Raw genomic sequence first — 5810 nt, 5'->3', positions numbered from 1 at the left:
GCCCAGCCCGACCGCTACGCGCTCGACTCGGTCTGCCCCGACCTGCCCGTCGCGCTGCCCAGCGTGGACGGCCACACCGTGTGGGCCAACTCCGCGGCCCTGCGCCTGGCCGGCATCGACGCCACCACCCCCGACCCGGTGGGCGGCGAGATCGTCAGGGACGCGAGCGGCGAGCCCACCGGCATCCTGCGCGAGTCCGCCTCCTACCCGCTGCGCGCGCTCATGGTCTCGGCCGACCTGCGCGACCTGCTGGCCGCGGGACAGGAAGAGCTGCTGGCGCTCGGCCTCACCAGCGTGCACGACATCGACGGCGAGGACTGCCGGGCCGCCTACCTGGACCTGCGCGCGTCCGGCGAGCTGAAGATCCGCGTGCACAAGGCGATACCGTCGGCCCACCTGGAGGCGGCCATCGCCCAGGGCCGCCGCACCGGCCAGGGCGACGACTGGTTCCGCACCGGGCCGGTGAAGATCTTCAGCGACGGCGCGCTCGGCTCGCACACCTGCCACATGAGCGAGCCCTTCGCTGGCGAGCACGACAACGCGGGCATCGCGGTCACCCCGTACGACGACCTGGTCAAGCTCTTCACCAGGGCGGCGCAGGCCGGGATCGCGGTGGCCACCCACGCCATCGGCGACCGGGCCAACCACCTGGTCATCGACGCCTACGAGGCCATCGGCCGCTCGGCGCTGCGCCACCGCATCGAGCACGCCCAGCACCTGCGGCCCGCCGACCTGACCAGGATGGCCAGGCTCGGCGTCGCCGCCTCGATGCAGCCGGTGCACTGCACCAGCGACATCGACCTGGTCGACTCGCTGCTCTCCGGGCACGAGCTGGCCTCCTACGCCTGGCGCGGCATGCTCAACGTGGGCGTCGCGCTGGCCTTCGGCTCCGACGCCCCCGTCGAGCACCCCAATCCCTTCGCCGCGCTGTACGCCGCGGTCACCCGTACCCGCCCGGACGGCACCCCCGCCGGGGGCTGGCAGCCCGAGCAGCGGCTGAGCATGTCCGAGGCCGTCACCGCCCACACCCTGGGCGCGGCCTACGCCGCCGGCGAGGAGGAGCGCAAGGGCGTACTCGCGCCCGGCAAGCTCGCCGACTTCATCGCGGTGGACACCGACCCCTACCGGGAGTCGCCGGACGCGGTGCTGCGCACCCAGGTCATGACGACCGTCGTCGGCGGCGAAGTCCGCTGGCAGCGACCCTAAGGAGCACCCCCCTGTGAACACCCGAGTCCTCGCCACGGCCGTCGCGCTGCTGGCCGCCACCGCCGCCTGCGGCGCCCAGTCCCTGGACGCCGGCTCGCCGCAGCCCGCGTCCGGCGCCCCCGCCGTCGTGCTCGATCAGGCGCCCGCCGAGGAGAAGGCGGCCCCGGTCATCAACGCCATCACCCCCGACCCGGCGCTCGCCGCCAAGGTCCCGGCGAAGCTGAAGAGCGACGGGCTGAAGGTCGTCTCCTCCATCGGCTACCCGCCCATGGAGCTGTACGCCAGCGACGGCAAGACGCCGATCGGCTTCGACCCCGCCCTGGCCAGGGCCATCGCCAGGAAACTCGGCGTCAAGGTGAGCATCACCGACGAGGAGTTCAACTCCCAGATCCCCGGCGTGCTCTCCGGCCGCTACGACTTCGTCATCTCCTCCATGAGCGACACCGCCGAGCGGCAGAGCCAGGTCACGTTCGTCGACTACGTCCAGGCGGGCGCCGGGCTGCTGGTCAAGAAGGGCAACCCGGCCGGCGTGAACGGCCCGGCCGACCTGTGCGGCAAGACCGTCTCCGTGGTCGACAACGGCTCGTCCATGGAACTGGCCGAGGAGTACGGCGCGGACTGCGAGAAGTCCGGCAAGCCCGCGGTGAACCTGCTCAAGTTCCCCGGCGACCAGGAGGCGCTGCTGCAGGTCACCGGCGGCCGGGCGCAGGCCACCATCACCGACTACGTGGTGGCCGCGAACAAGGCCGCCGACCCCAAGCTCGCCGTCGAGGCCATCGCGCTGGAGGGCACCGAGAGCCCGTGGGGCATCGGCATGAAGCCCGACGACAAGCAGCTCATCGAGTCCGTCAAGGGCGCGCTCGACGCCCTGATCGCCTCCGGCGAGTACGCCAAGCTGCTGCAGGCGTGGAACCTGGACAAGCTGGCCGTGCAGTCCGCCGTGATCAACGGCGGTAAGTGACCGTGCGCACCGAACCGTTCACCGGCCCGGCGGGGGAGCGGCATCCCGTCGTCAGGACCAGGCACTGGGGCCGCGTGACGGCCGGCGCGGTCGCGCTGGCCGTCGCCGGCTGGCTGGTCTACCTGCTCGTCGACAACCCGCGCCTGGACTGGGGCAAGGTCGCCGAGTACCTGTTCCACGAGCGGATCCTGGCCGGCGTGCTGGTCACCATCGAGATCTCGGTGTTCGCCACGGTGCTCGGGCTGGTGCTCGGCGTGGCCGTGGCGATCCTGCGCCTGTCGCACAACCCGGTGCTGACCTGGCTGGCCGCGTTCTACATCTGGTTCTTCCGCGGCACGCCCGTGCTGGTACAGCTCATCTTCTGGTACAACCTGGCCTTCCTGTTCCCCGAGCTGGTGCTGAAGATCCCGTTCACCATGGTCGGCGTCATGTGGGACACCAACCAGGTGATGACCGGCTTCACCGCGGCCATGCTGGGGCTCGGGCTGAACCTGGCCGCCTACTTCGCCGAGACCGTACGGGCCGGGATCCAGGCCGTGGACCAGGGGCAGACCGAGGCGGCGTACGCGCTGGGCATGACGCCCGCCAAGCGGATGCGCGTCATCGTGCTGCCGCAGGCGCTGCGCATCATCATCCCGCCCACCGGCAACGAGTTCATCTCCATGCTGAAGACCACCTCGCTGGTGTACGTGGTCGCCGGGCACGACCTGATGACCAACGCCAGCCAGATCTACAAGGCCAACAACCTGATCATGGAGCTGCTGATCGTGGCGAGCCTGTGGTACATGCTCATGACCGCCGTGGCCACCTACCTGCAGGGCCGGCTGGAACGCCGCTTCGGCGCCGACGCCGTGCGCCTGGTGCGCGGCGGCGGCCTGGCAGCCAGGATCCTGCCGAAGGCGGCGTCGTGAGCCCGGTCGTGCACGCCACCGGCGTGCGCATGAGCTACGGCGACGTGCAGGTGCTCAACGGCGTCGACTTCACCGTCGACGCGGGCGAGGTGAGCTGCGTCATCGGCCCGTCGGGCTCGGGCAAGTCCACGTTCCTGCGCTGCGTCAACGGGCTGGAGCCGGTGCTCGGCGGCAGCCTGCGGGTGCTCGGCGAGGAGGTCGGCCACACCCTGCGCGACGGCAGGTACCACCCGTGGACCCCCAAGCGGTACGCCGCCTTCCGCAGGAACATCGGCATGGTCTTCCAGCGCTTCAACCTGTTCGCGCACCAGAGCGCGCTGGAGAACGTCGCCTGCGGGCCGGTCCACGTGCTCGGCACCGCGCAGGACGAGGCGCGGGCGCTGGCCCTGGCACAACTGGAACGAGTCGGCCTGGCCGCGCACGCGCACAAGCGGCCGCACCAGCTCTCCGGCGGGCAGCAGCAGCGGGTCGCCATCGCCAGGGCGCTGGCCATGAATCCGGCGCTGATGCTGTTCGACGAGCCGACCTCGGCGCTGGACCCCGAGCTGGTCGACGAGGTGCTCGAGGTCATGCGCGCGCTGGCCGCCGACGGCATGACCATGGTCGTGGTGACGCACGAGATCGCGTTCGCCAGGGAGGTCGGCGACCGGCTGACGTTCTTCGCCGACGGCGTGGCCGTGGAGAGCGGGCCGCCCGCCGAACTGCTGGCCAACCCCGGTCATGAGCGCACCAGGGCGTTCCTGTCGAGCGTGCGCGCCGGCTCCTGACCCCGTGCCCCGGCCCGCGGGGTTCAGCTCAGCACGTCCTTGGGCGGCAGCCAGTCCAGGCCGTGGGCCTCGGCCACCGGCCTGCTGGTGAGGTGTCCCTCGTGCGTGCTCAGGCCGAGCGCCAGCGCCGGGTCGCCGCGCATCGCGCGCTGCCAGCCGAGGTCGGCGATGGCCAGCGCGTACGGCAGCGTCACGTTCGTCAGCGCGAACGTGGAGGTGTGCGGCACCGCGCCCGGCATGTTGGCCACGCAGTAGAAGATCGAGTCGTGCACCCGGTACGTCGGCTCGGCGTGCGTCGTCGGCCGGGAGTCCTCGAAGCAGCCGCCCTGGTCGATGGAGATGTCCACCAGCACCGAGCCCGGCTTCATCCGGCTGACCAGGTCGTTGCTCACCAGCGTCGGCGCCTTGGCGCCCGGCACCAGCACCGCCCCGATGACCAGGTCGGCCTCCAGCACCGCGTGCTCGATCTCCAGCATGTTGGAGGCGACCGTCTGGCAGTGCCCCTGGTAGATCAGGTCGGCCTGGCGCAGCTTGTCGATGTTCTTGTCCAGCAGCAGCACCTCGGCCTGCATGCCGAGCGCGATGGCGGCGGCGTTCATGCCGGACACGCCCGCGCCGATCACCACCACGTGCGCGGCGCGCACGCCGGAGACGCCGCCCATGAGCACGCCCCTGCCGCCTTCCGAGCGCATCAGGTGGTACGCGCCGACCTGCGGCGCGAGCCGCCCGGCCACCTCGGACATGGGCGCCAGCAGCGGCAGCGCGCCCGTCGGCGTCTGCACGGTCTCGTAGGCGATCCCGGTGACGCCCGAGTCGAGCATGGCCCGCGTGCACGCCTGCGACGCGGCCAGATGCAGGTACGTGAACAGCACCTGCCCCTTGCGCATCCGGTGGTACTCCTCGGCCACCGGCTCCTTGACCTTCATGATCAGGTCGCACTCGGCCCACACCTCGTCGGCGGAGTCGAGGATCACCGCGCCGGCGGCGGCGAAGTCGGCGTCGGGGATCGAGGAGCCGTCGCCGGCCTCGTGCTCGACGTAGACCTGATGACCGTGGCGCGCCAGCTCGTGCACTCCGGCCGGAGTGAGCGCCACCCGATATTCGTTGTTCTTGACCTCGCGGGGAACGCCGACCTTCATGGGTCATCCCTTGTTCGCGCGAAAACTCTCGTCGATCTCTACTCCTTTCTCCATTCTTCCCCGCATCTCACAGATCGGTGCGGATTACCGCACGGATTACCCCGCTCCGGCCCGTCCTCGATAAGCTCACCGGCAGCCCGAACGTCAGGATGAGGTCGTCATCGATGGACAAGCCGGAAGAGCCGCCGCCCGTCACGGAGCCGGGGGAACCGGGGGACCCGAAGGCCAGCAGACTCACCACCATCGTGCTGATCGTCTCGCTTGTCCTGGTGGTGGTGATCGCCGGCGTGCTCGGCACGGTCGCGGTGCTGATGACCCGCAGCCCCGACACGCCGCTGCTGGGCGCGCTGCCGCCGCACCGCCTGGCCGTGCCCATCCACTTCGCGCCGGTCAAGGAGACCAAGGCGGCGCCCTGCCCGGGTGAGCCCGCCGTGCTCGACGACGAGCAGTCCACCTGCTACCTGCTGGAGGACGGCGTCACCGTGCTCGCGGTGCAGCGGATCGAGCCGGTCAGGGAGAACGACGGGCAATACTCGGTGCGCATCGCGATCGCGCCGGCGTTCAAGGAGAAGCTGGTCCGGCTCATCGACGAGCAGGTGCCCAAGCAGCGGCAGGTGGCCGTGGTGCTGGCCCCCGAGGGGGCCGAGGCGCCCAAGACCGTGCTGGCCGCGCCGATCGTCACCCAGGCCATGGACGGCGACAGCCTGAGCATCGCCGGCTTCACCCAGGAAGACGCGGAGGCCCTGGTGAACCGGCTGATGGGCACCTCGGGCTCGCCCACGGCCCCGGCCACCGATCCCACCTCCCCGGCCACCGACCCGGGCAC

At 71.1% G+C, this 5810-nt stretch carries 6 protein-coding genes; 5 read left to right on the top strand and 1 reads right to left on the bottom strand.

Annotation, left to right across the window (positions count from 1 at the left end):
• The 4 genes from HII36_RS52790 to HII36_RS52775 all read left to right on the top strand — a co-directional run.
• Positions 1-1206: amidohydrolase (locus HII36_RS52790; RefSeq protein WP_173530960.1), on the top strand; the 1206-nt coding region annotated here is incomplete at its 5' end.
• A gap of 13 nt (positions 1207-1219) precedes the next feature.
• Positions 1220-2167, top strand: coding sequence for an ABC transporter substrate-binding protein (locus HII36_RS52785; protein ID WP_173530959.1), 948 nt, complete (start codon positions 1220-1222; stop codon positions 2165-2167).
• Positions 2168-2169: 2 nt separating this feature from the next.
• Positions 2170-3078, top strand: coding sequence for an amino acid ABC transporter permease (locus tag HII36_RS52780; RefSeq protein WP_328808296.1), 909 nt, complete (start codon positions 2170-2172; stop codon positions 3076-3078).
• A 29-nt stretch (positions 3079-3107) separates the two neighbouring features.
• Entirely contained in the window at positions 3108-3845 is a 738-nt protein-coding gene (locus tag HII36_RS52775) for an amino acid ABC transporter ATP-binding protein (RefSeq protein WP_173530961.1), read from the top strand.
• 23 nt (positions 3846-3868) lie between these two features.
• Here HII36_RS52775 and ald read toward each other — a convergent pair whose 3' ends face one another.
• Entirely contained in the window at positions 3869-4984 is a 1116-nt protein-coding gene (ald, locus tag HII36_RS52770; RefSeq protein ID WP_173530957.1) for an alanine dehydrogenase, read from the bottom strand.
• 164 nt (positions 4985-5148) lie between these two features.
• Here ald and HII36_RS52765 point away from each other — a divergent pair.
• On the top strand, positions 5149-5810 hold a 662-nt coding region (locus HII36_RS52765), incomplete at its 3' end, for a hypothetical protein (protein ID WP_173530956.1).

Origin of the sequence: Nonomuraea antri, assembly GCF_013283785.1 — a bacterium.
Lineage (GTDB): Bacteria > Actinomycetota > Actinomycetes > Streptosporangiales > Streptosporangiaceae > Nonomuraea > Nonomuraea antri.
This window is presented reverse-complemented; position numbering and strand designations above follow the sequence as displayed.

Coding starts and splice junctions, on each gene's coding strand:
- HII36_RS52775 (WP_173530961.1), top strand. CDS start 3,108: ATGAGCTACGGCGACGTGCAGGTGCTCAACGGCGTCGACTTCACCGTC.
- ald (WP_173530957.1), bottom strand. CDS start 4,984: ATGAAGGTCGGCGTTCCCCGCGAGGTCAAGAACAACGAATATCGGGTG.